General features: G+C 67.4%; 21 protein-coding genes and 1 tRNA gene. 19 read left to right on the top strand and 3 right to left on the bottom strand.

Going from position 1 to position 25,740, the window contains the following annotated elements:
- Nucleotides 1–63: 63 nt before the first annotated feature.
- Complete coding sequence (locus tag ABD355_RS33770; protein WP_344404687.1) at nucleotides 64–1,119, top strand: UDP-N-acetylmuramate dehydrogenase; 1,056 nt, start codon at nucleotides 64–66, stop codon at nucleotides 1,117–1,119.
- A gap of 44 nt (nucleotides 1,120–1,163) precedes the next feature.
- Here the strand turns inward: ABD355_RS33770 and ABD355_RS33765 are convergent, their stop codons facing one another.
- Nucleotides 1,164–1,796: an NAD(P)-dependent oxidoreductase gene (locus tag ABD355_RS33765; protein ID WP_344404686.1), complete on the bottom strand. Its 633-nt coding sequence runs from the start codon at nucleotides 1,794–1,796 to the stop codon at nucleotides 1,164–1,166.
- A 103-nt stretch (nucleotides 1,797–1,899) separates the two neighbouring features.
- On the opposite strand from ABD355_RS33765, the gene ABD355_RS33760 reads away from it, so the two are divergent.
- Nucleotides 1,900–2,511: a TetR/AcrR family transcriptional regulator gene (locus tag ABD355_RS33760; RefSeq protein ID WP_344404685.1), complete on the top strand. Its 612-nt coding sequence runs from the start codon at nucleotides 1,900–1,902 to the stop codon at nucleotides 2,509–2,511.
- A 54-nt stretch (nucleotides 2,512–2,565) separates the two neighbouring features.
- A complete protein-coding gene (locus ABD355_RS33755; protein ID WP_344404684.1) occupies nucleotides 2,566–3,270 on the top strand; it encodes a hypothetical protein in 705 nt (234 codons plus the stop codon).
- Here ABD355_RS33755 and ABD355_RS33750 read toward each other — a convergent pair.
- Together ABD355_RS33750 and ABD355_RS33745 are read right to left on the bottom strand one after the other, a co-directional pair.
- Entirely contained in the window at nucleotides 3,215–4,288 is a 1,074-nt protein-coding gene (locus tag ABD355_RS33750) for an adenosine deaminase (RefSeq protein ID WP_344404682.1), read from the bottom strand. The genes ABD355_RS33755 and ABD355_RS33750 overlap by 56 nt on opposite strands.
- Before the next feature lie 118 nt (nucleotides 4,289–4,406).
- On the bottom strand, nucleotides 4,407–5,633 hold the full coding sequence (locus ABD355_RS33745) for a pyridoxal phosphate-dependent aminotransferase (protein WP_344404681.1): 1,227 nt from the start codon (nucleotides 5,631–5,633) through the stop codon (nucleotides 4,407–4,409).
- Nucleotides 5,634–5,916: 283 nt separating this feature from the next.
- Between ABD355_RS33745 and ABD355_RS33740 the strand changes: the two genes are divergently transcribed.
- The 16 genes from ABD355_RS33740 (at nucleotide 5,917) to tuf (ending at nucleotide 25,643) form a co-directional block, all read left to right on the top strand.
- Nucleotides 5,917–5,989: transfer RNA gene (locus ABD355_RS33740), tRNA-Trp, on the top strand.
- Between the two features lie 108 nt (nucleotides 5,990–6,097).
- Nucleotides 6,098–6,385, top strand: a complete 288-nt coding sequence (gene secE, locus ABD355_RS33735; RefSeq protein WP_344404679.1) for a preprotein translocase subunit SecE — start codon at nucleotides 6,098–6,100, stop codon at nucleotides 6,383–6,385.
- Nucleotides 6,386–6,465: 80 nt separating this feature from the next.
- A complete protein-coding gene (gene nusG / locus ABD355_RS33730; protein ID WP_344404678.1) occupies nucleotides 6,466–7,305 on the top strand; it encodes a transcription termination/antitermination protein NusG in 840 nt (279 codons plus the stop codon).
- Between the two features lie 168 nt (nucleotides 7,306–7,473).
- Nucleotides 7,474–7,908, top strand: coding sequence for a 50S ribosomal protein L11 (rplK, locus tag ABD355_RS33725; RefSeq protein ID WP_311696792.1), 435 nt, complete (start codon nucleotides 7,474–7,476; stop codon nucleotides 7,906–7,908).
- Nucleotides 7,909–7,991: 83 nt separating this feature from the next.
- The gene (gene rplA, locus ABD355_RS33720) at nucleotides 7,992–8,717 is read left to right on the top strand and encodes a 50S ribosomal protein L1 (RefSeq protein ID WP_115906465.1); all 726 of its coding nucleotides are present in this window, start codon (nucleotides 7,992–7,994) and stop codon (nucleotides 8,715–8,717) included.
- A 140-nt stretch (nucleotides 8,718–8,857) separates the two neighbouring features.
- Complete coding sequence (locus tag ABD355_RS33715) at nucleotides 8,858–9,790, top strand: SCO4651 family lipoprotein (protein WP_344404677.1); 933 nt, start codon at nucleotides 8,858–8,860, stop codon at nucleotides 9,788–9,790.
- A 109-nt stretch (nucleotides 9,791–9,899) separates the two neighbouring features.
- The gene (locus ABD355_RS33710; protein WP_344404676.1) at nucleotides 9,900–10,757 is read left to right on the top strand and encodes an SCO4651 family lipoprotein; all 858 of its coding nucleotides are present in this window, start codon (nucleotides 9,900–9,902) and stop codon (nucleotides 10,755–10,757) included.
- Nucleotides 10,758–11,037: 280 nt separating this feature from the next.
- Entirely contained in the window at nucleotides 11,038–11,568 is a 531-nt protein-coding gene (gene rplJ, locus ABD355_RS33705; RefSeq protein WP_344404675.1) for a 50S ribosomal protein L10, read from the top strand.
- 121 nt (nucleotides 11,569–11,689) lie between these two features.
- Complete coding sequence (gene rplL, locus ABD355_RS33700; RefSeq protein ID WP_344404711.1) at nucleotides 11,690–12,079, top strand: 50S ribosomal protein L7/L12; 390 nt, start codon at nucleotides 11,690–11,692, stop codon at nucleotides 12,077–12,079.
- 558 nt (nucleotides 12,080–12,637) lie between these two features.
- Nucleotides 12,638–16,123, top strand: coding sequence for a DNA-directed RNA polymerase subunit beta (rpoB, locus tag ABD355_RS33695; protein WP_344404674.1), 3,486 nt, complete (start codon nucleotides 12,638–12,640; stop codon nucleotides 16,121–16,123).
- A gap of 99 nt (nucleotides 16,124–16,222) precedes the next feature.
- Nucleotides 16,223–20,122 (top strand): DNA-directed RNA polymerase subunit beta', encoded by a 3,900-nt coding sequence (locus tag ABD355_RS33690; RefSeq protein WP_344404673.1) that lies wholly within the window; start codon nucleotides 16,223–16,225, stop codon nucleotides 20,120–20,122.
- 143 nt (nucleotides 20,123–20,265) lie between these two features.
- Nucleotides 20,266–20,919: a DUF1707 and DUF4190 domain-containing protein gene (locus tag ABD355_RS33685; RefSeq protein WP_425585819.1), complete on the top strand. Its 654-nt coding sequence runs from the start codon at nucleotides 20,266–20,268 to the stop codon at nucleotides 20,917–20,919.
- 341 nt (nucleotides 20,920–21,260) lie between these two features.
- The gene (gene rpsL, locus ABD355_RS33680) at nucleotides 21,261–21,632 is read left to right on the top strand and encodes a 30S ribosomal protein S12 (protein ID WP_003948652.1); all 372 of its coding nucleotides are present in this window, start codon (nucleotides 21,261–21,263) and stop codon (nucleotides 21,630–21,632) included.
- A 2-nt stretch (nucleotides 21,633–21,634) separates the two neighbouring features.
- Nucleotides 21,635–22,105 (top strand): 30S ribosomal protein S7, encoded by a 471-nt coding sequence (rpsG, locus tag ABD355_RS33675; protein WP_003998848.1) that lies wholly within the window; start codon nucleotides 21,635–21,637, stop codon nucleotides 22,103–22,105.
- A gap of 39 nt (nucleotides 22,106–22,144) precedes the next feature.
- On the top strand, nucleotides 22,145–24,271 hold the full coding sequence (fusA, locus tag ABD355_RS33670) for an elongation factor G (protein WP_344404672.1): 2,127 nt from the start codon (nucleotides 22,145–22,147) through the stop codon (nucleotides 24,269–24,271).
- 178 nt (nucleotides 24,272–24,449) lie between these two features.
- On the top strand, nucleotides 24,450–25,643 hold the full coding sequence (tuf, locus tag ABD355_RS33665; RefSeq protein WP_344404671.1) for an elongation factor Tu: 1,194 nt from the start codon (nucleotides 24,450–24,452) through the stop codon (nucleotides 25,641–25,643).
- Nucleotides 25,644–25,740: the final 97 nt, after the last annotated feature.

Here is a 25,740-nt window from a genome sequence, read left to right as displayed (position 1 = left end):
CGCACAAGCGCCGCAGGCATCCGCACCCCTGCCGCCCACCCCCCGTCTCGTACCCTTGAGCCCGTGCAGGAACGACACGACGCCCCCCTCGCCCCGCTGACCACCTTCCGGCTGGGCGGTCCCGCGACCCGGCTGATCACCGCCACGACCGACGCCGAGGTGATCGCAGCGGTCCGCGAGGCCGACGACACCGGCACCCCGCTCCTGCTGATCGGCGGCGGTTCCAACCTGGTCATCGGCGACAAGGGCTTCGCCGGCACCGCTCTCCTCATCGCCACCAAGGGCCTCGACCTCGACGGCACACGCCTGGAGCTCGCCGCGGGCGAGGTGTGGACCGACGCCGTCGCCCGCACCGTCGAAGCCGGACTCGCCGGCATCGAGTGCCTGGCCGGCATCCCGGGCTCGGCCGGCGCGACCCCCATCCAGAACGTCGGCGCGTACGGACAGGAGGTCTCCTCGACCATCACCGAGGTGATCGCCTACGACCGCCACACCCGCGAAACGGTCACCGTCCCGAACGCCGACTGCGCCTTCTCGTACCGCCACAGCCGCTTCAAGGCCGACCCCGAGCGCTACGTGGTCCTCCGCGTCCGTTTCGAACTGGAGGACGCCGACGGCCTCTCCGGCCCCATCAAGTACGCCGAGACGGCCCGCGCCCTCGGCGTCGAGCCCGGCGACCGCGTCCCCCTCGCAGCGGCCCGCGAAACCGTCCTCAAACTGCGCGCCGGGAAGGGCATGGTTCTGGACCCCGAGGACCACGACACCTGGTCGGCCGGTTCCTTCTTCACCAACCCGATCCTCACCGACGCCCAGTTCGCCGCCTTCCACGCGCGCGTGCAGGAGCGGCTCGGCGACGGCGTGGAGCCCCCCGCCTACCCGGCGGGCGAAGGCCACACCAAGACCTCCGCGGCCTGGCTGATCGACAAGGCGGGCTTCACCAAGGGCTACGGCACGGGCCCCGCCCGCATCTCCACCAAGCACACCCTCGCCCTCACCAACCGCGGCGAAGCCACCACCGAGGACCTGCTCGCACTCGCCCGCGAGGTCGTCACCGGCGTCCGTGAGGCCTTCGGCATCACCCTGGTCAACGAGCCGGTGACGGTCGGCGTCAGCCTGTAGCGCCGGCCCGGCCCGGGCGGCCGGGCAGGGCACAGGGCGTACGCCTAGTACGCGAGTCCCACCCCCTGCTTCACCGTCCGCTCGTCGTCGATCATCGCCAGCATGGCGTGCGCGACATCGGCGCGTGCGATGAAGCGGCCCTTGCGCGGGAAGCCGCCGACGACGGTGCGATAGCGGCCGGTGAGCGGCTTGTTCTGCAGGCGCGGTGGCCGTACGGACGTCCAGTCCGTGGCGCTGCCGGCCAGCTCGGCCTCCATGCCGCGCAGGTCGGTGTAGATGTCTTTGAGGGCGGCCGACACCAGGCCGCGCATCGCACGGTCCAACGCGCCGTCGCCGTCGGCGGCGGGCCCGACCGGACCGGCGCTGACCACGAGCAGTCGGCGTACGCGCTCGGTCTCCATGGCCCGCAGGACCGTACGGGTCAGCCGGGTGGCGACCCCGGCGTCCTTGCGGCTGCGCGCGCCCAGGCCGGAGAGGACGGCGTCCCGGCCGCTGACGGCGGCGCGCAACTCGTCGGGGTCGGTGAGGTCGGCGCGGAAGACCTCCAGCGCGTCCCCCGTGACGTCGAGCCGGGCCGGATCGCGGACCACCGCGGTCACCCGGTGGCCGGCCCCGAGGGCCTGGCGCACGATCTCCCGGCCGATGCCGCCGGTGGCGCCGAAAACGGTGAGGTTCATGAGTGCTCCCGTGCTCGGGATGGGTGGGTGAGTATTCACTCACCGCTGCTTCCTCCTAGAGTGGGTAATCACTCACTCACTCGTCAAGCCGATTGGACGCCCCATGGAGCCGAAGCCGGCGCGTGTCCGCATCCTCGACGCCGCCCACGAGCTCATGCTCACCGTCGGACTCGCCCGCACCACCACCAAGGAGATCGCCCGGGCGGCCGACTGCTCCGAAGCGGCCCTCTACAAGTACTTCGAGAGCAAGGAGGAGCTGTTCGTGCGCGTCCTCGCCGAGCGGCTGCCCCGGCTCACGCCCCTCCTGGCCGGCCTCACCGCCGAACCGGGACAGGGCACCCTGGAGGCAAACCTCACCGGGATCGCCCGCGAGGCCGCGCTCTTCTACGAGCAGAGCTTCCCGATCGCCGCCTCCCTGTACGCCGAGCCCCAGCTCAAACGACGCCACGACGACGCCCTGCGCGCGCTGGGCGCCGGTCCGCACCGGCCCATCGAGGACCTGGACGCCTATCTGCGAGCCGAACAGGCCCTCGGCCGCGTGCGCGCCGACGCCGACACCTTCGCCGCGGCCTCCCTGCTGCTGGGCGCCTGCGCACAGCGCGCGTTCGCCTACGACATGACCGACACGGGGGAACGGCCCCCGGTCGACGCGTTCGCCGCACGGCTTGCGAGGGCACTGCTGGGCGGAATCTCCGTTGCGCCCACGCGCGCGTGAACCTCACGCTGGGGGCATGACAAGCAGCCGGACCGCCGCCCGGTGGAGCACGGCATGCGGCTGAGGCTGCGCGAGTTCCGGCCCCGCACCGGACCCCATACATACCGGGTCGTCCAGCCCCGGCGCCCCTTGCGGCACACCTCCTTGCGCGCTCCCGACCCCATCGGCCTGCTGCTCGGCGACCACGACGGATTGAGCAAGCTGGCGGGTCTGTTCTCCTTCGCCGCCTGCTCCCGGCACACCGTCGTCCATGTGCCGCTGCGCGACGGCGTGCCGCCCGACCAGGGCGTCGGCGAGCTGGTCGACCTCGTCCTGGTCCACCACAGCCTCGGCCTGCGCGCCGGCCAGTGGCCCGAACTGCGGCGCAGGCTGCGGCAGGGCACCCCGCTCACCGTCCGCACCGACGAGGCGCGCACCGCGCGGTACGCCGCCGCCTGGCGCGCACGCCAGGAGCGGACCGGTTCCCAGGACGCGCTGAGGCACGCCACGCACGCGCGTACGCTCTTTTTCTTCGGCGATCGCGACCTGTTCGCCGACACCGCGGTCCGGCTCGCCCACGCGGCGGGCCACGGGCCACTTCAGAAGGGTGTCGGCGAGGGGCACATGGCGTGCCTGGGATCGATCCTCCCCGTCGACCCGCCCGGCGGCGGGCATCCGGTCGAGGTGATGATCTGCTTCAAGGCATATCCGCCCTACGCCCACTTCAGGCCGGCGGGCGGGCCAGCCACTCGTCCACGCCGGCCAGCAGCCGTGCCCTGACGTCCTGCGGGGCGGCCGAGCCTCGGACCGACTGGCGGGCCAGCTCGGCGAGTTCGGCGTCCGAGAAACCGTGGGCGTGCCGGGCGATCTCGTACTGCGCGGCCAGCCGGGACCCGAACAGAAGCGGGTCGTCGGCGCCCAGCGCCATCGCGACACCGGCGTCCCACAGCGTCCGCAGCGGAACGTCCTCCGGCTTCTCGTACACGCCCAGGGCCACATTCGAAGCGGGACAGACCTCACAGGTCACACCCCGCTCCGCGAGCCGCCTCAGCAGCCGCGGGTCCTCCGCGGCCCGCACCCCGTGCCCGATCCGGTTCGCGTCCAGGTCGTCGAGACAGTCCCGTACCGACGAAGGACCCGTCAGTTCCCCGCCGTGCGGCGCCGACAGCAGACCGCCCTCGCGGGCGATCGCGAACGCCCGGTCGAAGTCCCTCGCCATGCCCCGGCGCTCGTCGTTGGACAGCCCGAAGCCGACCACACCCCGGTCCGCGTACCGCACGGCCAACCGGGCCAGCGTCCGCGCGTCCAGGGGATGCTTCATCCGGTTCGCGGCGACCAGCACCCGCATCCCGAGCCCGGTCTCCCGCGAGGTCGTCTCCACCGCGTCCAGGATGATCTCCAGCGCCGGGATCAGACCGCCCAGACGGGGCGCGTACGAGGTCGGGTCGACCTGGATCTCCAGCCACCCCGAGCCGTCCTTCAGATCCTCCTCGGCGGCCTCCCGCACCAGACGCCGGATGTCCTCGTGCTCCCTCAGGCACGAGCGCGCCGCGTCGTACAGCCGCTGGAAGCGGAACCAGCCCCGCTCGTCCGTCGCCCGCAGCCTCGGCGGCTCCCCGCTGGTCAGCGCCTCGGTCAGGGCATCGGGCAGTCGCACACCGTACTTGTCGGCCAGCTCCAGCACGGTGGTGGGCCGCATCGACCCGGTGAAGTGCAGATGCAGATGGGCCTTCGGCAGCTCAGAGACATCACGTACACGCGGGGGGTTCGGGGGGTGCCCCCCTGAAGAGCTCAGCATTCCAGGATCCTGCCGTACGCCCCAGCCGTCCCGGAAGCGGATTCCCCGTACGTGGTCTTGCTCGCACGAAAAAGCGGACCCCCTCGCACGAGGGGATCCGCTTTTTCGTGCGAGCAGGTCAGTCCTGAGCCTCCGCCAGCAGCTTCTGGATCCGGCTGACACCCTCGACGAGATCCTCGTCACCCAGGGCGTACGACAGTCGCAGATAACCCGGCGTACCGAAGGCCTCGCCCGGGACGACCGCGACCTCGGCCTCCTCCAGGATCAGCGCGGCCAGCTCCACGGTGTCCTGCGGCCGCTTGCCGCGGATCTCCTTGCCGAGCAGGCCCTTGACCGACGGGTACGCGTAGAAGGCACCCTCGGGCTCCGGGCAGACCACGCCGTCGATCTCGTTGAGCATCCGCACGATGGTCTTGCGCCGCCGGTCGAAGGCCTCGCGCATCTTCGCGACGGCCTCCAGGTCACCGGAGACGGCGGCCAGCGCCGCGACCTGGGCGACGTTCGACACGTTCGACGTGGCGTGCGACTGCAGGTTGGTGGCCGCCTTGACCACGTCCTTCGGGCCGATGACCCAGCCCACGCGCCAGCCCGTCATCGCGTACGTCTTCGCGACACCGTTGACCACGATGCACCTGTCGCGCAGCTCGGGCAGCAGCGCGGGCAGGGACACGGAGACCGCGTCGCCGTACACCAGGTGCTCGTAGATCTCGTCGGTCAGCACCCACAGGCCGTGCTCGACGGCCCAGCGGCCGATCGCCTCGGTGTCGGCCTCGGAGTACACCGCGCCGGTCGGGTTGGACGGCGACACGAACAGGACGACCTTGGTCTTCTCCGTGCGGGCGGCCTCGAGCTGCTCGACCGAGACGCGGTAGCCGGTGGTCTCGTCGGCGACGACCTCCACCGGGACACCGCCCGCGAGACGGATCGACTCGGGGTACGTCGTCCAGTACGGCGCCGGGACGATGACCTCGTCGCCCGGGTCGAGGATCGCGGCGAAGGCCTCGTAGATGGCCTGCTTGCCACCATTGGTGACCAGGATCTGGGAGACGTCGGGCTCCCAGCCGGAGTCGCGCAGCGTCTTCGCGGCGATCGCGGCCTTCAGCTCGGGCAGACCGCCGGCCGGGGTGTACCGGTGGTACTTCGGGTTCTTGCAGGCCTCGACGGCCGCCTCGACGATGTAGTCCGGGGTCGGGAAGTCGGGCTCACCGGCGCCGAAGCCGATCACCGGACGCCCGGCGGCCTTGAGGGCCTTGGCCTTGGCGTCCACGGCGAGGGTGGCGGACTCGGAGATCGCGCCGACTCGGGCGGAGACCCGGCGCTCGGTGGGAGGGGTTGCAGCGCTCATGGGCCCCATCGTTTCAGACCGGAAACGACCCCGGCACGCGGGTTTCACAGACTGAACATGTGTGGGTCGACCACTGAACACCTGTCCGGAATCAGCCGGTGGCCTGGGTGATCTTCCCTCGGCTTTCCGGCGATCTTCCTCCGCCAAGCCCCCTACGGGCGCTTTCTGTTCGACGATGCGCTCCGGACCACGTACACTCTCACCTCGTTGGCCATCAGCAGCCGCGCCGCAGGCGGTGCACACCGAGCACCCGGTCGGATGCGGTACGTTGGGGGACACACAAAGGGTCGTAGCTCAATTGGTAGAGCACCGGTCTCCAAAACCGGCGGTTGGGGGTTCAAGTCCCTCCGGCCCTGCTACACACACCTTCGCCAGGATGTGTGCGCATGTACGTACAGCAATGCAACGCCGTGCGGCTCAGACCGGGCGCGGCACGGCCACGACCCGGGAACAGGTGAGGACGAATGGCGGACGCCGTGGGCTCCATCGACACGCCTGATGCCCAGGACGAGGCGCAGGAGCCGAAGAAGAAGGCCCGCAAGGGCGGTAAGCGGGCCAAGAAAGGCCCGTTCAAGAGGCTTGCCCTCTTCTACCGTCAGGTCATCGCCGAGCTCCGCAAGGTCGTCTGGCCTACGCGTAACCAGCTGACGTCGTACACCACCGTGGTGATCTTCTTCGTTGCCGTCATGATCGCCCTGGTGACCGTGATTGACTATGGGCTCAACCACGCGGCCAAGTACGTCTTCGGCTGAGCCGAGAGCGAAGGGCGCCGAGGTACCCGGCGCCCCTTTCGCATGTTCCACCCCTATGTATCCAGGAAGAAGCAGCCACCGTGTCTGACACGAACCTGAACGACGACGCCATCGAGCCGGACGAGTCCGTGGACGACGAGCTCGACATCGTCGAGGGCGCGGACGAGCAGGACGAGTTCGAGGCTGCCGAGGCCGAGGCGGGGGAGCCGGCCGAGGAGGCCGCCCTGCAGGTCGTGGACGAGGACGAGACCGCCGCGGACGAGACCGCCGAGGAAGAGATCGCGGAGGAGGAGCCCGAGCCGGTCGACCCGGTCGAGGCCCTCCGCGAGGAGCTGCGCTCCCTGCCCGGCGAGTGGTACGTCATCCACACCTACGCCGGTTACGAGAACCGCGTGAAGACCAACCTGGAGCAGCGCGCCGTCTCGCTGAACGTCGAGGACTACATCTTCCAGGCCGAGGTGCCGCAGGAAGAGGTCGTCCAGATCAAGAACGGCGACCGCAAGACGATCAAGCAGAACAAGCTCCCGGGCTACGTCCTCGTCCGCATGGACCTGACGAACGAGTCCTGGGGTGTCGTCCGCAACACCCCAGGCGTCACCGGCTTCGTGGGCAACGCCTACGACCCGTACCCGCTGACCCTGGACGAGATCGTCAAGATGCTCGCCCCGGAGGCCGAGGAGAAGGCCGCCCGCGAGGCCGCCGAGGCCGAGGGCAAGCCCGCTCCGCAGCGCAAGGTCGAGGTCCAGGTGCTGGACTTCGAGGTCGGCGACTCGGTCACCGTCACCGACGGCCCGTTCGCCACGCTGCAGGCGACCATCAACGAGATCAACCCCGACTCGAAGAAGGTCAAGGGTCTGGTGGAGATCTTCGGACGCGAGACGCCGGTCGAGCTTTCGTTCGACCAGATCCAGAAGAACTAGCAGCTTCTGGACGGACCGCTTCCACGCAGGTCAGGCGGGCTCTCGTAGCCGGTCTGACCTGCTCGGTTTTTAGCCGCGCATCTATACCCGTTATCGTTGTGCGGTATGCCTTCATCCGGGACGCGACCCGGGTGGGGGCACGCCTCAATCGAAAGGACCCGGAGAGCAATGCCTCCCAAGAAGAAGAAGGTCACGGGGCTCATCAAGCTCCAGATCAACGCCGGTGCGGCGAACCCGGCTCCGCCGGTCGGCCCCGCGCTGGGTCAGCACGGCGTCAACATCATGGAGTTCTGCAAGGCGTACAACGCCGCGACCGAGTCGCAGCGTGGCTGGGTGATCCCGGTGGAGATCACGGTCTACGAGGACCGCTCCTTCACCTTCGTCACCAAGACGCCGCCGGCCGCCAAGATGATCCTCAAGGCCGCGGGTGTGGAGAAGGGCTCCGGCGAGCCGCACAAGACCAAGGTCGCCAAGATCACCGAGGCGCAGGTCCGCGAGATCGCCCAGACCAAGCTCCCCGACCTCAACGCCAACGACCTGGACGCCGCCGCGAAGATCATCGCCGGTACCGCGCGCTCCATGGGCGTCACGGTCGAGGGCTGAGCCCCAACTCCCCCGTAAACAAGCAGAAGTGGCAGGGCCTGCTCGGCCCGGACCACGACTCCTAAGAATCACCAGGAGCAGTAGTGAGCAAGCGCAGCAAGTCTCTCCGCGCTGCGGACGCCAAGGTCGACCGGGAGAAGCTCTACGCCCCGCTCGAGGCCGTCCGTCTCGCCAAGGAGACCTCCACGACCAAGTTCGACGGCACCGTCGAGGTCGCCTTCCGTCTGGGTGTCGACCCGCGCAAGGCCGACCAGATGGTCCGTGGCACCGTGAACCTTCCGCACGGCACCGGTAAGACCGCCCGGGTCCTGGTCTTCGCGACCGGTGACCGTGCTGCGGCCGCGGAGGCCGCGGGCGCCGACATCGTCGGCTCCGACGAACTGATCGACGAGGTCTCGAAGGGCCGCCTGGACTTCGACGCCGTCGTCGCCACCCCGGACCTGATGGGCAAGGTCGGCCGCCTCGGCCGTGTGCTCGGTCCCCGTGGTCTCATGCCGAACCCCAAGACCGGCACCGTGACCCCGGACGTGGCGAAGGCCGTCAACGACATCAAGGGCGGCAAGATCGAGTTCCGCGTCGACAAGCACTCGAACCTGCACTTCATCATCGGCAAGGTGTCGTTCGACGACAGCAAGCTGGTGGAGAACTACGGCGCCGCGCTGGAGGAGATCCTCCGTCTGAAGCCGTCCGCCGCCAAGGGTCGCTACATCAAGAAGGCCGCGATCAGCACCACGATCGGCCCCGGCATCCCGGTCGACCCGAACCGCACCCGCAACCTCCTCGTCGAGGAGGACCCGGCCGCCGTCTGATCCTGACGGCAGTCGCGCGTACGCGTTTCTCGCACGAGCCCCGCAACCTCCGTGGTGCGGGGCTCGTCCCTTTTCCCGGACGGGTGTCAGTGCTCTGCGTTAGCGTGCGGGCACAGCAATCGCATAGGGGTGGGGGACCGATGAAGAGCACGACCGTGCGCCGGGTGAGCCTTTCGATCGCAGCGGTGACCGCGCTGTCGGGGGTGGCCGCCTGCACGTCCTCGGGTTCCTCCGGCAAGGGCGAGGGGGCATCCGGCAAGGGCGCGACGCGCGTCAGCCCCATAGCGGCCCTGCGCACCGCCGAGAAGTCCACCGACGGCGCCGACTCGGCGAAGGTGGAGTCCACGACCACGATGGGCTCCCTGATGTCCATGACGGGCGACGGAGCCCTGCGCTGGGCGGACGGTCTCACCGGCAACATGACCATCACGTACACCAGCGGCACCATCGCGGACACCATGCGCCGGCTCGGCACCACCTCCATGGAGGCCCGCTATCTGCCCGACGCGTACTACGCGAAGATGGGCGACAAGTTCGCCCAGCAGGCGGGCGGCAAGCACTGGCTCCGGTACGGCTACGCGGACCTCGCCGCGCTCGGCGGCAGCTCCGGCGCGTACCTCAAGGACCAGATGCAGAACACGACCCCCAACCAGTCGGTGAAGCTGCTGCTGGCCTCCGGGGACGTCAAGAAGGTCGGCACCGAGAAGGTGCGCGGTGTCGAGGCCACGCACTACTCGGGCACGGTGGACGTCGCCGACCTCGCCCGCAAGAACTCCAACCTCACCGCGAGCCAGCTCGCCGGCCTGAAGAAGCAGCTCACCCAGGCCGGTGTCAGCACGGAGTCCGTCGACATCTGGGTCAACGACCAGAACCTCCTGGTCAAGAAGGTCGAGAAGGGCCGCATGTCGGCAGGGGAGTACACCCAGACCGCCTACTACAGCGACTACGGCGTGAAGGTCTCCGCCACCAAGCCCCCGGCGGGCGACACCCAGGACTTCAAGCAGCTGATGAAGAAGCAGGGCTGGACCCCGGGCAGCGGCGACACCGCGAGCGGATCAGGCAGCAGCTCCTGAGGCGGCGGGGCTGCTGATGTTTCGGGGAATACGGAAGACTCCCGCAGCCTCCTGAGGTTAGGCTCGCCTCCTTGCTGTGTATCAGCCATGCATTCCATGGGGGGAATCAATGGGGACTTCCGTACGGGTTTCGGCGCGCCGTAAAGCGACGGGGGCAGGCCTCGCCGCCCTGCTGCTCGCCGGGGGAGCGGTCGGCTGCCAGAAGAGCGACTCCGCCGAGTCGCCCGCCATGACACCGGCGGCGGCCGTCGCCAAGGCGGCGAAGAACAGCGAGGACATCAAGTCCGCGCACTACAGGATGACGGGCCAGGTCCCGGGGCAGGGCCGGATTTCCGCCGAGGCGGCGGTGAGCATCAAGCCGTTGGCCATCAGCATGAAAATGACCGCTCAGAACCAGGCGATCAAGGGCCCGGTCGAGATCCGCCTCGTCGGCAAGGCCATGTACATCGGCGGGAACGCCTCCATGGCCAAGGAGATGGACGGCAAGAGCTGGATCAAGTTCGACATGTCGGCGCTCGGCGGCGGCAAGGGGCTGAACGCGGATCAGCTGGGCGCGGGCCAGGCCAACCAGAACCCGGCCGCCAACTCCACCTTCCTCACCGGCTCCAAGAACGTGAAGAAGGTCGGCATCGAGACCGTCGACGGCGTGAAGACGACCCACTACGAGGGCAAGGTCACCGTCGAGGACCTCAGGGCCTCGTTCAAGGACAAGGACAAGACCGTCCGGGAACAGCGCGAGAAGAGCCTCGAGCAGTTCGAGAAGATGGGCGTCGACTCGTTCACCATGGACGCGTGGATCGACGGCGACGACCACACCAAGCAGTTCCGGATGCGTGGCGAGGCCGACAAGGGTCCGCTCGACCTGACGATCACCTTCCTCGACATCAACAAGCCGGTGCAGGTCACGGCCCCGCCGGCCAAGGACACCGCCGACCTCGCCGAGATGATGAAGGGTGCCCAGAGCTGAGCCGTAGGACCGGATTTGCTTGACAGCGATCCGGTCACGTACCCTCCTGGGGAAGCCAAAGACCGCTGGTCGTTGCCGTGCGCTCCTGGAGGGTGCGGTGGCCGAAGGATCCGCTGAACCGCGGACGACCCGCGCAGGTGACTGTGGAAGTGCTCCCGGAGTTCGCAGCTGGCGCTGTGATGATCCGGTCGAGCTACGCCCCGTGCGCCTGCGCCGGGGCGTTTCGTTTGCTCCAGCCCCTTCCGAGCGGTCGTCATCACCCGGAAGGAGGCCGACGCTCATGGCAAGGCCCGACAAGGCTGCCGCGGTGGCCGAGCTCGCGGAGCAGTTCCGCAGCTCGAGCGCCGCTGTGCTGACCGAGTACCGGGGTCTCACCGTGGCGCAGCTCAAGACGCTGCGCCGCTCGCTCGGTGAGAACGCCCAGTACGCCGTGGTGAAGAACACGCTGACCAAGATTGCGGCCAACGAGGCCGGGATCTCGACGCTCGACGACCTGTTCAACGGTCCGACGGCGGTCGCCTTCGTCACCGGTGACCCGGTGGAGTCGGCGAAGGGTCTTCGTGACTTCGCCAAGGACAACCCGAACCTCGTCATCAAGGGCGGTGTCCTTGACGGCAAGGCGCTGTCCGCCGACGAGATCAAGAAGCTTGCGGACCTCGAGTCCCGCGAGGTTCTGCTCGCCAAGCTGGCGGGCGCCCTGAAGGGCAAGCAGACGCAGGCTGCACAGCTCTTCCAGGCGCTTCCGACGAAGCTCGTCCGCACCGTGGACGCCCTTCGCGCCAAGCAGGACGAGCAGGGCGGTGCCGAGTAACTCGGCTCGCGCATTGACCGCCGCCTGAGGCTCCCCGCCCAAGGAGCGGTCACAGCGGGCCGAACGTACGCCCGCCAGACATGTACATCCGGCACCAGCCGAAATTAGTGGAAGGAAAGCCATCGTGGCTCTCACCCAGGACGAACTGCTCGCCGAGTTCGAGGGCATGACCCTCATCCAGCTCTCCGAGTTCGTGAAGGCGTTCGAGGAGAAGTTCGACGTCACCGCCGCTGCCGCGGCCGTCGTCGCCGCCCCGGCTGCCGGCGGTGCCGCCGGTGGCGCCGCCGAGGTCGAGGAGAAGGACGAGTTCGACGTCATCCTCACCGGCGCCGGCGACAAGAAGATCCAGGTCATCAAGGTCGTGCGTGAGCTGACCTCGCTGGGCCTGAAGGAGGCCAAGGACCTCGTGGACGGCGCCCCGAAGCCCGTTCTCGAGAAGGTCGCCAAGGACGCCGCGGACAAGGCCAAGGAGGCCCTCGAGGGCGCCGGCGCCTCCGTCGACGTCAAGTAAGGTCTCTCGGCCCCGCAAGGGGCTGTAACGCCTGAGCACCGAAGAGCGATCATCCATCCGGGTGGTCGCTCTTCGGCGTTCCTGGGTGCCGGGTGGTGGCTGCCTTGCACCCTCGGGTGTGCGGAGTATGGTGATCTTCGTCGTGGCTCCAAGCACCCCAGGTGGTATGTGGTTTGGGCCATGGGGGCCTTGACGAACCGCACGCAGCGCGCAATTCTCAGGACGCGTCGTCACAAGGATCCGAATCCGAGGCATGGATCGGCGACGAAGAGGGCAGTATCAACGTGCATTGAGGGCGTGGGCTTGCTGCAGGTGTTGAGGACGACGAGGGTCTCAGAAATCGGGGCTGGACATCAGTGTGCCGAGTGGCTACACTGACCCTTTGCGCTGCCTGTTAGCTGTCCCCTGCCCGTCACCAGGGGCATGCCCTCGCTTGAACACCGACGATCGGAACGTCCCTGACCTGGCCTTTCGGCCAAATCGGGGAATCCTGTCTCTGTGTGCGGGAGAGGGACCGGTACGCGCGTAGTGAGTCCGAGCCCTCGGAAGGACCCCCTCTTGGCCGCCTCGCGCACTGCCTCGACCGCGAATACGAACAACGGTGCCAGCACCGCCCCGCTGCGCATCTCCTTTGCAAAGATCAAGGAGCCCCTCGAGGTTCCCAACCTGCTCGCGCTGCAGACCGAGAGCTTTGACTGGCTGCTCGGGAACACCGCCTGGCAGAGTCGGGTCGAGGCGGCTCTGGAGTCCGGTCAGGACGTCCCCACCAAGTCCGGTCTGGAGGAGATCTTCGAGGAGATCTCCCCGATCGAGGACTTCTCCGGGTCGATGTCGCTGACGTTCCGCGACCACCGTTTCGAGCCGCCGAAGAACAGCATCGACGAGTGCAAGGAGCGCGACTTCACCTACGCCGCTCCGCTCTTCGTGACGGCTGAGTTCACCAACAACGAGACCGGCGAGATCAAGTCCCAGACGGTCTTCATGGGCGACTTCCCGCTCATGACGAACAAGGGCACGTTCGTCATCAACGGCACCGAGCGTGTCGTGGTGTCGCAGCTGGTCCGTTCGCCCGGTGTCTACTTCGACTCCTCCATCGACAAGACGTCCGACAAGGACATCTTCTCCGCCAAGATCATCCCGTCCCGGGGTGCCTGGCTGGAGATGGAGATCGACAAGCGCGACATGGTCGGTGTGCGCATCGACCGCAAGCGCAAGCAGTCCGTGACCGTTCTGCTCAAGGCTCTCGGCTGGACGACCGAGCAGATCCTGGAGGAGTTCGGCGAGTACGAGTCCATGCGCGCCACCCTGGAGAAGGACCACACCCAGGGCCAGGACGACGCGCTGCTCGACATCTACCGCAAGCTGCGTCCGGGCGAGCCCCCCACCCGTGAGGCCGCGCAGACGCTGCTGGAGAACCTGTACTTCAACCCGAAGCGTTACGACCTCGCCAAGGTCGGCCGCTACAAGGTCAACAAGAAGCTGGGCGCCGACGCTCCGCTCGACGCGGGCATCCTGACCGTCGAGGACGTCATCTCGACGATCAAGTACCTGGTCAAGCTGCACGCCGGCGAGACCGAGACGACCGGCGACAGCGGCGGCACGATCGTCGTCGAGACCGACGACATCGACCACTTCGGCAACCGTCGTCTGCGCAGCGTCGGCGAGCTCATCCAGAACCAGGTCCGCACGGGTCTGGCTCGTATGGAGCGCGTCGTCCGCGAGCGCATGACGACCCAGGACGTCGAGGCGATCACGCCGCAGACCCTGATCAACATCCGGCCGGTCGTCGCCTCCATCAAGGAGTTCTTCGGCACCAGCCAGCTGTCGCAGTTCATGGACCAGAACAACCCGCTGTCGGGTCTCACCCACAAGCGCCGTCTGTCGGCTCTTGGCCCGGGTGGTCTCTCCCGTGAGCGGGCCGGCTTCGAGGTCCGTGACGTGCACCCGTCCCACTACGGCCGCATGTGCCCGATCGAGACGCCCGAAGGCCCGAACATCGGTCTGATCGGCTCGCTCGCCTCCTACGGCCGTGTCAACGCGTTCGGCTTCGTCGAGACGCCGTACCGCAAGGTCGTCGACGGTCAGGTCACCGACGAGGTGGACTACCTGACGGCCGACGAGGAGGACCGCTTCGTCATCGCGCAGGCCAACGCCACGCTCTCGGAGGACATGCGCTTCGCCGAGAACCGCGTCCTGGTCCGCCGCCGTGGCGGCGAGGTCGACTACGTCGCCGGTGACGACGTGGACTACATGGACGTCTCGCCGCGCCAGATGGTGTCGGTCGCGACCGCCATGATCCCGTTCCTCGAGCACGACGACGCCAACCGTGCCCTCATGGGCGCGAACATGATGCGCCAGGCCGTGCCCCTGATCAAGAGCGAGTCCCCGCTCGTCGGCACCGGCATGGAGTACCGCTCCGCCGTCGACGCCGGCGACGTGGTCAAGGCCGAGAAGGCGGGTGTGGTCCAGGAGGTCTCCGCGGACTACATCACCACCGCCAACGACGACGGCACGTACATCACGTACCGCCTGGCCAAGTTCGCCCGCTCCAACCAGGGCACCTCGGTCAACCAGAAGGTCATCGTCAACGAGGGCGACCGGATCATCGAGGGCCAGGTCCTCGCCGACGGTCCGGCCACCCAGAACGGCGAGATGGCGCTGGGCAAGAACCTGCTCGTGGCGTTCATGCCGTGGGAGGGTCACAACTACGAGGACGCGATCATCCTGTCGCAGCGCCTCGTGCAGGACGACGTCCTCTCCTCGATCCACATCGAGGAGCACGAGGTCGACGCCCGTGACACCAAGCTCGGCCCCGAGGAGATCACCCGGGACATCCCGAACGTCTCCGAGGAGGTCCTCGCCGACCTCGACGAGCGCGGCATCATCCGCATCGGTGCCGAGGTCATCGCCGGCGACATCCTCGTCGGCAAGGTGACCCCGAAGGGTGAGACCGAGCTGACGCCGGAGGAGCGCCTGCTGCGCGCGATCTTCGGTGAGAAGGCGCGTGAGGTCCGTGACACCTCGCTGAAGGTGCCGCACGGCGAGACCGGCAAGGTCATCGGTGTGCGCGTCTTCGACCGCGAGGAGGGCGACGAGCTTCCCCCCGGTGTGAACCAGCTGGTGCGCGTGTACGTGGCGCAGAAGCGCAAGATCACCGACGGTGACAAGCTCGCCGGCCGCCACGGCAACAAGGGTGTCATCTCGAAGATCCTGCCCATCGAGGACATGCCGTTCCTCGAGGACGGAACTCCGGTCGACATCATCCTCAACCCGCTGGGTGTGCCGTCCCGAATGAACCCGGGACAGGTGCTGGAGATCCACCTCGGCTGGCTCGCCAGCCGTGGCTGGGACGTCTCCGGTCTCGCCGACGAGTGGGCGCAGCGCCTGCAGGCCATCGGCGCCGACCAGGTCGACCCGGGCACGAACGTCGCGACCCCCGTCTTCGACGGTGCGCGCGAGGACGAGCTCGCGGGTCTGCTGCAGCACACCATCCCGAACCGCGACGGCGAGCGCATGGTGCTCCCGTCCGGCAAGGCGCGGCTGTTCGACGGCCGTAGCGGTGAGCCGTTCCCGGAGCCGATCTCGGTCGGCTACATGTACATCCTGAAGCTGCACCACCTGGTCGACGACAAGCTGCACGCGCGTTCGACCGGCCCGTACTCGATGATCACCCAGCAGCCGCTGGGTGGTAAGGCCCAGTTCGGTGGCCAGCGGTTCGGCGAGATGGAGGTGTGGGCGCTGGAGGCTTACGGCGCCGCATACGCCCTCCAGGAGCTGCTGACCATCAAGTCCGACGACGTCACCGGCCGCGTGAAGGTCTACGAGGCCATCGTCAAGGGCGAGAACATCCCCGAGCCCGGCATCCCCGAGTCCTTCAAGGTGCTCATCAAGGAGATGCAGTCGCTCTGCCTGAACGTGGAGGTGCTGTCCAGCGACGGTATGTCCATCGAGATGCGTGACACCGACGAGGATGTCTTCCGCGCTGCGGAGGAGCTCGGCATCGACCTGTCCCGGCGCGAGCCGAGCAGCGTCGAAGAGGTCTGACGGGAGTCCGGCCGGAGGACCTGGTGAGGACCCTCCGGCCGGCCCCAGGACCCCCGTATCAGACCAAAGACTTACAACCCTGAGAGGGATTGACGCATAGTGCTCGACGTCAACTTCTTCGACGAGCTCCGGATCGGCCTGGCCACCGCTGACGACATCCGTCAGTGGAGCCACGGCGAGGTCAAGAAGCCCGAGACCATCAACTACCGCACCCTCAAGCCCGAAAAGGACGGACTCTTCTGCGAGAAGATCTTCGGTCCGACCCGGGACTGGGAGTGCTACTGCGGCAAGTACAAGCGTGTCCGGTTCAAGGGCATCATCTGTGAGCGCTGCGGCGTCGAGGTGACTCGCGCCAAGGTGCGCCGTGAGCGGATGGGCCACATCGAACTGGCCGCTCCCGTCACGCACATCTGGTACTTCAAGGGTGTTCCGTCGCGGCTGGGTTACCTGCTCGACCTCGCCCCGAAGGACCTGGAGAAGGTCATCTACTTCGCGGCGTACATGATCACGTACGTCGACGAGGAGCGCCGTACCCGCGACCTGCCCTCCCTGGAGGCGCACGTCTCCGTGGAGCGCCAGCAGGTCGAGAACCGCCGGGACGCCGACCTGGAGGCCCGTGCCAAGAAGCTCGAGTCCGACCTGGCCGAGCTCGAGGCCGAGGGTGCCAAGGCCGACGTGCGCCGCAAGGTGCGCGAGGGTGCCGAGCGTGAGATGAAGCAGCTGCGCGACCGTGCGCAGCGCGAGATCGACCGTCTCGACGAGGTGTGGACCCGGTTCAAGAACCTCAAGGTCCAGGACCTGGAGGGCGACGAGCTGCTCTACCGCGAGCTGCGCGACCGCTTCGGCACGTACTTCGACGGTTCGATGGGTGCCGCGGCGCTGCAGAAGCGCCTGGAGTCCTTCGACCTGGAGGAGGAGGCCGAGCGCCTCCGCGAGATCATCCGCACCGGCAAGGGCCAGAAGAAGACCCGTGCGCTGAAGCGGCTGAAGGTCGTGTCTGCCTTCCTGCAGACCTCCAACAGCCCCAAGGGCATGGTCCTCGACTGCGTCCCGGTCATCCCGCCGGACCTTCGCCCGATGGTGCAGCTGGACGGTGGCCGCTTCGCGACCTCCGACCTGAACGACCTGTACCGCCGTGTGATCAACCGCAACAACCGCCTGAAGCGGCTTCTCGACCTCGGTGCGCCCGAGATCATCGTGAACAACGAGAAGCGCATGCTCCAGGAGGCCGTGGACGCGCTGTTCGACAACGGCCGTCGTGGTCGCCCGGTCACGGGCCCCGGCAACCGCCCGCTGAAGTCCCTCAGCGACATGCTGAAGGGCAAGCAGGGTCGATTCCGTCAGAACCTGCTCGGCAAGCGTGTGGACTACTCGGCGCGTTCCGTGATCGTCGTCGGTCCGCAGCTGAAGCTGCACCAGTGCGGTCTGCCGAAGGCGATGGCGCTGGAGCTCTTCAAGCCGTTCGTGATGAAGCGCCTGGTCGACCTGAACCACGCGCAGAACATCAAGAGCGCCAAGCGCATGGTGGAGCGTGGCCGCACCGTCGTGTACGACGTCCTCGAAGAGGTCATCGCCGAGCACCCGGTGCTGCTGAACCGTGCTCCCACCCTGCACCGCCTCGGCATCCAGGCCTTCGAGCCGCAGCTGGTCGAGGGCAAGGCCATCCAGATCCACCCGCTCGTGTGCACCGCGTTCAACGCGGACTTCGACGGTGACCAGATGGCCGTGCACCTGCCGCTGTCCGCGGAGGCGCAGGCTGAGGCCCGCATCCTGATGCTGTCCTCGAACAACATCCTCAAGCCCGCCGACGGCCGTCCGGTGACGATGCCGACCCAGGACATGGTCCTCGGTCTGTTCTTCCTTACCACCGACGGCGAGATGCGCAACGTCAAGGGCGAGGAGCGTTCCTTCGCGTCCGTCGCCGAGGCGATCATGGCGTTCGACGCCGGCGAGCTCTCGCTGCAGTCGCGCGTGGACATCCGCTTCCCGGTGGGCACCATCCCGCCGCGCGGCTGGACCCCGCCGGCGCAGGAGGAGGGCGAGCCGGAGTGGCAGCAGGGTGACACCTTCCGGCTGCGGACGACCCTGGGCCGCGCGCTCTTCAACGAGCTGCTGCCCGAGGACTACCCGTTCGTCGACTACGAGGTCGGCAAGAAGCAGCTCTCCGAGATCGTCAACGACCTCGCCGAGCGCTACCCCAAGGTCATCGTGGCGGCGACGCTCGACAACCTGAAGGCGGCGGGCTTCTACTGGGCGACCCGTTCCGGTGTCACCGTGGCCATCTCCGACGTCGTCGTTCCCGAGGCGAAGAAGGAGATCGTCAAGGGCTACGAGGCGCAGGACGAGAAGGTCCAGAAGCAGTACGAGCGCGGTCTGATCACCAAGGACGAGCGCACGCAGGAGCTCATCGCGATCTGGACCAAGGCGACCAACGAGGTCGCCGAGGCGATGAACGACAACTTCCCGAAGACCAACCCGATCTTCATGATGGTGAACTCGGGTGCACGAGGCAACATGATGCAGATGCGTCAGATCGCCGGTATGCGTGGTCTGGTGTCGAACGCGAAGAACGAGACGATCCCGCGTCCGATCAAGGCGTCGTTCCGTGAGGGTCTGTCCGTGCTGGAGTACTTCATCTCCACGCACGGTGCCCGTAAGGGTCTGGCGGACACCGCTCTGCGTACCGCCGACTCGGGTTACCTGACCCGTCGTCTGGTGGACGTCTCGCAGGACGTCATCATCCGCGAGGAGGACTGCGGCACCGAGCGCGGTCTGAAGCTGCGGATCGCCAACCGCGGCGCCGACGGTGTGCTGCGCAAGGCGGACGACGTGGAGACCAGCGTCTACGCCCGTATGCTCGCCGAGGACGTCGTCATCGACGGCAAGGTGATCGCGCCGGCCAACGTGGACCTGGGCGACGTGCTCATCGACCAGCTGGTGCACCACGGTGTCGAGGAGGTCAAGACCCGCTCGATCCTGACCTGCGAGTCCCAGGTCGGCACCTGCGCCATGTGCTACGGCCGCTCGCTGGCCACCGGCAAGCTGGTCGACATCGGTGAGGCGGTCGGCATCATCGCCGCCCAGTCCATCGGTGAGCCCGGTACCCAGCTGACGATGCGTACCTTCCACACCGGTGGTGTGGCCGGTGACGACATCACCCAGGGTCTGCCCCGTGTCGTCGAGCTCTTCGAGGCCCGTACCCCGAAGGGTGTCGCCCCGATCTCCGAGGCCTCCGGCCGCGTGCGGATCGAGGAGACCGAGAAGACCAAGAAGATCGTCGTCACCCCGGACGACGGCAGCGACGAGACGGCGTACCCGATCTCGAAGCGTGCCCGACTCCTGGTCAGCGAGGGCGAGCACGTCGAGGTGGGCCAGAAGCTCACCGTGGGTGCCACCAACCCGCACGACGTGCTGCGCATCCTGGGCCAGCGTGCCGTTCAGGTCCACCTGGTCGGCGAGGTCCAGAAGGTCTACAACTCGCAGGGTGTGTCGATCCACGACAAGCACATCGAGATCATCATCCGGCAGATGCTGCGCCGAGTGACGATCATCGAGTCCGGCGATGCCGAGCTGCTGCCCGGCGAGCTGGTCGAGCGCTCGAAGTTCGAGGTCGAGAACCGTCGTGTGGTCCAGGAAGGCGGCCACCCGGCCTCCGGCCGTCCGCAGCTGATGGGTATCACCAAGGCTTCGCTGGCGACGGAATCCTGGCTGTCGGCCGCCTCCTTCCAGGAGACGACCCGAGTCCTGACGGATGCGGCGATCAACGCCAAGTCCGACAGCCTCATCGGCCTGAAGGAGAACGTCATCATCGGTAAGCTCATCCCGGCCGGTACGGGTCTGTCCCGCTACCGCAACATCCGGGTCGAGCCGACCGAGGAGGCCAAGGCCGCGATGTACTCGGCCGTCGGCTACGACGACATCGACTACTCGCCGTTCGGCACCGGCTCCGGCCAGGCCGTCCCGCTGGAGGACTACGACTACGGGCCGTACAACCAGTAAGCGAGCAGCTTGAGCCGAAGGGCGGTCGCCCCCGTTGGGGGGTGGCCGCCCTTCGGCGTTGCAAGGACCATTCGGCGGCGGTCTGTGCCGGAAATCCCCTTTCGGCGCATCATGGAGTGACTCGGGGGTTCGGGGAGGTACTCGTGTCCAATCCGTCGTGGCAGCCGTGGCAGTCCGGGCAGGGGGACTCGCAGCGGGCGCAGGATGTGCCGCAGTCGGGGCAGGACGTGCCCCGGCGGCCCTGGCAGCAGGCCGGTCTGCCTCAGGCGTGGCCGGGAAGCTCACCGCCGGTCCAGGGCTTCGGGCAGACCTGGCAGGGGCAGACCGCTCCGTCCCTGCTCGCCTCCCACGCCGACCGCGAGCGTGCCGTGGACGTGCTGCGGGCGGGGTACGGGGAAGGGCGGCTGGACAAGGGGGAGTTCGACCGGCGGGTGGGGCGGGCGTACGCGGCCCGTACGGTGGGGGAGCTGGCCCTTTTGGTCGCCGACCTGCCGCAGGGCCCCGTGCCGGTCAACCAGGCCGCTCCTGCCGTGCCCGCGACCTTCCTGGCGGCCCCGCCGCCGACCAACGGCAAGGCGGTCGGTTCCCTGGTCTGCGGGATCCTCACGTTCTTCACCGCGGGGCTCACCGGCCTCCCCGCGGTCATCCTCGGTCACTCCGCCCGCAGCGAAATGCAGCGCACCGGTGAGCGCGGCGAGGGTCTCGCCATGACGGGCCTGGTCCTCGGCTGGCTGTCGGTCGCCGGATGGGCGCTGGTCATCACCATCCTCATCGCCGCGGCTCTGGCCTCCGCATGACCCCGGGTGAGCTGCGGTGACGTAGCCCCTCGAGGTGTCGGGAACGTGAATTCGAAGATCATGTCCGGCGTAGGGTCTTGACATGCTTCGCATGGCGATGCGGGCGCGGCCCATTTGTTTTGACCGCAGCGTATGAGGTAGGTACGCTCAGACCTTGTGCCTGGGGTGTGCCCTGGCTCTCGTGCGTGCCTTCAACCGCATCGCGAGCTGTGAGCGGCCACCGTAATCTGTGCTCTTTTCGCCTCGCGGCGGGAGTCCGCCGGATTCGACACACCCGACCGCGTGGGTCGGCGACGTTCCAGGTTAGCTGTACCCATCGGCACACAGAAACCGGAGAAGTAGTGCCTACGATCCAGCAGCTGGTCCGTAAGGGCCGGCAGGACAAGGTCGAGAAGAACAAGACGCCCGCACTCGAGGGTTCCCCTCAGCGTCGTGGCGTCTGCACGCGTGTGTTCACGACCACCCCGAAGAAGCCGAACTCGGCCCTGCGTAAGGTCGCGCGTGTGCGTCTGACCAGCGGGATCGAGGTCACGGCCTACATTCCGGGTGAGGGACACAACCTGCAGGAGCACTCCATCGTGCTCGTGCGCGGCGGCCGTGTGAAGGACCTGCCGGGTGTTCGCTACAAGATCATCCGTGGCTCCCTCGACACCCAGGGTGTCAAGAACCGCAAGCAGGCCCGTTCCCGCTACGGCGCCAAGAAGGAGAAGTAAGAATGCCTCGTAAGGGCCCCGCCCCGAAGCGCCCGGTCATCATCGACCCGGTCTACGGTTCTCCTCTGGTCACGTCGCTCATCAACAAGGTGCTGCTGAACGGCAAGCGCTCCACCGCCGAGCGCATCGTCTACGGCGCCATGGAGGGCCTGCGCGAGAAGACCGGCAACGACCCGGTCATCACGCTGAAGCGCGCTCTCGAGAACATCAAGCCGACCCTCGAGGTCAAGTCCCGCCGTGTCGGTGGCGCCACCTACCAGGTGCCGGTCGAGGTCAAGCCCGGCCGCGCCAACACCCTGGCGCTGCGCTGGCTGGTCGGTTACTCCCGCGCCCGTCGCGAGAAGACCATGACCGAGCGTCTGCTCAACGAGCTTCTCGACGCTTCGAACGGCCTCGGTGCGGCCGTCAAGAAGCGCGAGGACACGCACAAGATGGCCGAGTCCAACAAGGCCTTCGCGCACTACCGCTGGTAGTCGCTACCCACATCGAGACCGAGAGAAGACTGAAGCCTTATGGCTACCACTTCACTTGACCTGGCCAAGGTCCGCAACATTGGGATCATGGCCCACATCGACGCGGGCAAGACGACCACCACCGAGCGGATCCTGTTCTACACCGGTGTGTCCTACAAGATCGGTGAGGTCCACGACGGCGCTGCCACCATGGACTGGATGGAGCAGGAGCAGGAGCGTGGCATCACGATCACCTCTGCTGCCACCACCTGTCACTGGCCGCTGGAAGACGTCGACCACACCATCAACATCATCGACACGCCGGGCCACGTCGACTTCACCGTCGAGGTGGAGCGTTCCCTGCGCGTGCTCGACGGTGCCGTGACGGTGTTCGACGGCGTCGCCGGCGTTGAGCCCCAGTCCGAGACGGTGTGGCGTCAGGCGGACCGCTACGGCGTCCCCCGCATCTGCTTCGTCAACAAGCTCGACCGGACCGGTGCCGAGTTCCACCGCTGCGTCGACATGATCTCTGACCGCCTCGGCGCTCAGCCGATCGTGATGCAGCTCCCGATCGGTGCCGAGGCCGACTTCAAGGGCGTCGTCGACCTCGTGACGATGAAGGCCCTGGTCTGGTCCGCCGAGGCCACCAAGGGCGAGATGTACGACGTCGTCGACATCCCGGACACCCACGCTGAGGCTGCCGAGGAGTACCGCGGCAAGCTGCTCGAGGCCGTGGCCGAGAACGACGAAGAGATCATGGAGCTGTACCTGGAGGGCACCGAGCCTTCCGTGGAGCAGCTGTACGCCGCGATCCGTCGCATCACCATCGCGTCCGGCAAGTCCAAGGACACCACGGTCACCCCGGTGTTCTGCGGCACCGCGTTCAAGAACAAGGGCGTCCAGCCCCTGCTCGACGCGGTCGTGCGCTACCTCCCCTCCCCGCTCGACGTCGAGGCCATCGAGGGCCACGCCGTGAACGACCCGGAGGAGGTCGTCAAGCGCAAGCCGTCCGACGACGAGCCGCTGTCCGCGCTGGCGTTCAAGATCATGAGCGACCCGCACCTCGGCAAGCTCACCTTCGTCCGGGTCTACTCGGGCCGCCTGGAGTCCGGCACCGCCGTGCTGAACTCCGTCAAGGGCAAGAAGGAGCGCATCGGCAAGATCTACCGCATGCACGCGAACAAGCGTGAGGAGATCGACGCGGTGGGCGCCGGCGACATCATCGCCGTCATGGGTCTGAAGCAGACCACGACCGGTGAGACGCTGTGCGACGACAAGGCCCCGGTGATCCTGGAGTCCATGGACTTCCCGGCGCCGGTCATCCAGGTCGCCATCGAGCCCAAGTCCAAGGGCGACCAGGAGAAGCTGGGCGTCGCGATCCAGCGCCTGGCCGAGGAGGACCCGTCCTTCCAGGTCCACTCGGACGAGGAGACCGGCCAGACCATCATCGGTGGCATGGGCGAGCTGCACCTCGAGGTGCTGGTCGACCGTATGCGCCGTGAGTTCAAGGTCGAGGCCAACGTCGGCAAGCCGCAGGTCGCCTACCGCGAGACGATCCGCAAGGCCGTCGAGCGCGTGGACTACACCCACAAGAAGCAGACCGGTGGTACCGGTCAGTTCGCCAAGGTGCAGATCGCGATCGAGCCCATCGAGGGCGGCGACGCCTCGTACGAGTTCGTGAACAAGGTGACCGGTGGCCGCATCCCGAAGGAGTACATCCCTTCGGTGGACGCCGGTGCGCAGGAGGCCATGCAGTTCGGCATCCTCGCGGGCTACGAGATGACGGGCGTCCGCGTCACGCTCATCGACGGTGGCTACCACGAGGTCGACTCCTCCGAGCTCGCCTTCAAGATCGCCGGTTCGCAGGCCTTCAAGGAGGCCGCGCGCAAGGCCAGCCCCGTGCTGCTCGAGCCGATGATGGCCGTCGAGGTCACCACGCCCGAGGACTACATGGGTGAGGTCATCGGCGACATCAACTCCCGCCGTGGTCAGATCCAGGCCATGGAGGAGCGGGCCGGTGCCCGCGTCGTGAAGGGCCTCGTGCCCCTCTCGGAGATGTTCGGCTACGTCGGAGACCTCCGCAGCAAGACGTCGGGTCGCGCAAGCTACTCGATGCAGTTCGACTCCTACGCCGAGGTTCCGCGGAACGTCGCCGAGGAGATCATCGCGAAGGCCAAGGGCGAGTAACGCACTGCGTTAACGCACTGCGTTCACACGCCTTAGGCTTGACTCCGGAGCCTCCCGAGGCATTCACCCGCATTCGTCACCGTTTGCGAGTGGTGCCCCGGGGCCCGGGCACTAACAGCAAAGATCACCTGGCGCCGATGAAGTAAGGCGTACAGAACCACTCCACAGGAGGACCCCAGTGGCGAAGGCGAAGTTCGAGCGGACTAAGCCGCACGTCAACATCGGCACCATCGGTCACATCGACCACGGTAAGACGACCCTCACGGCCGCCATTACCAAGGTGCTGCACGACGCGTACCCGGACATCAACGAGGCCTCGGCGTTCGACCAGATCGACAAGGCTCCCGAGGAGCGCCAGCGCGGTATCACCATCTCCATCGCGCACGTCGAGTACCAGACGGAGACGCGTCACTACGCGCACGTCGACTGCCCGGGTCACGCGGACTACATCAAGAACATGATCACCGGTGCTGCCCAGATGGACGGCGCCATCCTCGTGGTCGCCGCCACCGACGGCCCGATGCCGCAGACCAAGGAGCACGTGCTCCTGGCCCGCCAGGTCGGCGTTCCGTACATCGTCGTCGCCCTGAACAAGGCCGACATGGTGGACGACGAGGAGATCCTGGAGCTCGTCGAGCTCGAGGTCCGTGAGCTGCTCTCCGAGTACGAGTTCCCGGGCGACGACGTTCCGGTCGTCAAGGTCTCCGCGCTCAAGGCGCTCGAGGGCGACAAGGAGTGGGGCCAGTCGGTCCTGGACCTGATGGCCGCCGTCGACACCGCGATCCCGGAGCCGGAGCGCGACGTCGACAAGCCCTTCCTGATGCCGATCGAGGACGTCTTCACGATCACCGGTCGCGGTACGGTCGTCACCGGCCGTATCGAGCGTGGTGTCCTGAAGGTCAACGAGACCGTCGACATCATCGGCATCAAGACCGAGAAGACCACCACCACGGTCACCGGCATCGAGATGTTCCGCAAGCTGCTCGACGAGGGCCAGGCCGGTGAGAACGTCGGTCTGCTCCTCCGTGGCATCAAGCGCGAGGACGTCGAGCGCGGCCAGGTCATCATCAAGCCGGGCTCGGTCACCCCGCACACGGAGTTCGAGGCCCAGGCGTACATCCTGTCCAAGGACGAGGGTGGCCGCCACACGCCGTTCTTCAACAACTACCGTCCGCAGTTCTACTTCCGTACGACGGACGTGACCGGCGTCGTGACCCTCCCCGAGGGCACCGAGATGGTCATGCCGGGTGACAACACCGAGATGAAGGTGGAGCTCATCCAGCCCGTCGCCATGGAAGAGGGCCTGAAGTTCGCCATCCGTGAGGGTGGCCGGACGGTCGGCGCCGGCCAGGTCACCAAGATCAACAAGTGAGCTTGCTGATCTGACCTGGTAGCTCCAGCGCGAGCTCCTGAAGGGGCCCGTACGACTTCGGTCGTACGGGCCCTTTCGCTTGCCCGGCGTCCACCGT

It is taken from the genome of Streptomyces longisporus, assembly GCF_039532765.1.
GTDB lineage: Bacteria > Actinomycetota > Actinomycetes > Streptomycetales > Streptomycetaceae > Streptomyces > Streptomyces longisporus.
This window is presented reverse-complemented; position numbering and strand designations above follow the sequence as displayed.

Coding starts and splice junctions, on each gene's coding strand:
- ABD355_RS33765 (WP_344404686.1), bottom strand. CDS start 1,796: ATGAACCTCACCGTTTTCGGCGCCACCGGCGGCATCGGCCGGGAGATC.
- ABD355_RS33755 (WP_344404684.1), top strand. CDS start 2,566: ATGCGGCTGAGGCTGCGCGAGTTCCGGCCCCGCACCGGACCCCATACA.
- rplJ (WP_344404675.1), top strand. CDS start 11,038: ATGGCAAGGCCCGACAAGGCTGCCGCGGTGGCCGAGCTCGCGGAGCAG.
- rplK (WP_311696792.1), top strand. CDS start 7,474: ATGCCTCCCAAGAAGAAGAAGGTCACGGGGCTCATCAAGCTCCAGATC.
- ABD355_RS33715 (WP_344404677.1), top strand. CDS start 8,858: ATGAAGAGCACGACCGTGCGCCGGGTGAGCCTTTCGATCGCAGCGGTG.
- fusA (WP_344404672.1), top strand. CDS start 22,145: ATGGCTACCACTTCACTTGACCTGGCCAAGGTCCGCAACATTGGGATC.
- ABD355_RS33760 (WP_344404685.1), top strand. CDS start 1,900: ATGGAGCCGAAGCCGGCGCGTGTCCGCATCCTCGACGCCGCCCACGAG.
- rpsG (WP_003998848.1), top strand. CDS start 21,635: ATGCCTCGTAAGGGCCCCGCCCCGAAGCGCCCGGTCATCATCGACCCG.
- ABD355_RS33750 (WP_344404682.1), bottom strand. CDS start 4,288: ATGCTGAGCTCTTCAGGGGGGCACCCCCCGAACCCCCCGCGTGTACGT.
- ABD355_RS33710 (WP_344404676.1), top strand. CDS start 9,900: ATGGGGACTTCCGTACGGGTTTCGGCGCGCCGTAAAGCGACGGGGGCA.
- ABD355_RS33745 (WP_344404681.1), bottom strand. CDS start 5,633: ATGAGCGCTGCAACCCCTCCCACCGAGCGCCGGGTCTCCGCCCGAGTC.
- secE (WP_344404679.1), top strand. CDS start 6,098: ATGGCGGACGCCGTGGGCTCCATCGACACGCCTGATGCCCAGGACGAG.